The organism is Eisenbergiella sp. OF01-20, assembly GCF_003478085.1.
GTDB lineage: Bacteria > Bacillota > Clostridia > Lachnospirales > Lachnospiraceae > Eisenbergiella.
Window position 1 is genome coordinate 1 of sequence record NZ_QUES01000097.1, and the last position, 664, is coordinate 664.

Here is a 664-nt window from a genome sequence, read left to right on the forward strand (position 1 = left end):
GACGCTGCTCTTTTCCTGGCGGCTGCCGCCAAAGGGACGCGGCTTTTGACAACGTTGCATGTAAAGGAGGAAACTTGTGATATGTGTAAGGCATTGGATGATCTTTATAATGATGGTGTGAATCAGGGAAAAAGGCGGGGGCTGGAATTAGGAGAGGATTATTTCGCTGAATTGTCGGAAAAGCTTCTTGCCGATTTCCGTACGGAGGATCTTCGGAAAGCGATCAAAAATAAAGAATATAGGAACAGGCTGTACCAGGAATACCGGATTGAGAGAGGCTGACGGTACAGCATGATTGAAAATTGTCTGGAGAATGGCCTGAGAGGATCTGGTGAACATTCCTTTTCCGTCCTGGGGACACCGCTCTGCCAGCGGGCGGAAGGCCATTTTGCTCCTGCGAAGTTTGAGTATATTATTTAATCTTCAGTCTGTCTCAAACGGCGTTTATAATCAGATTGTGGAATTTTTTTGCGGTGGTCCTGTTTCGTTTCTGCGGCATCCCGAATATTTCAGAGATGTTATTGTTTTTTCCGTATTATAATAATCACACATCGGCTATAGTGATTCTGTTTTTATTTCCGGAACATTCCGTTCCATTTAATCCCGTTTTATTTTTATTGTGATGTTGTAAATTCTACACATATTATGTATAATTAAGGAGGAA

At 42.6% G+C, this 664-nt stretch carries 1 pseudogene; it reads left to right on the forward strand.

The features are described from left to right. Positions 1 to 282: pseudogene (locus DXA36_RS32605) on the forward strand (hypothetical protein); the annotation flags it as partial. Between the last annotated feature and the right edge of the window lie 382 nt (positions 283 to 664).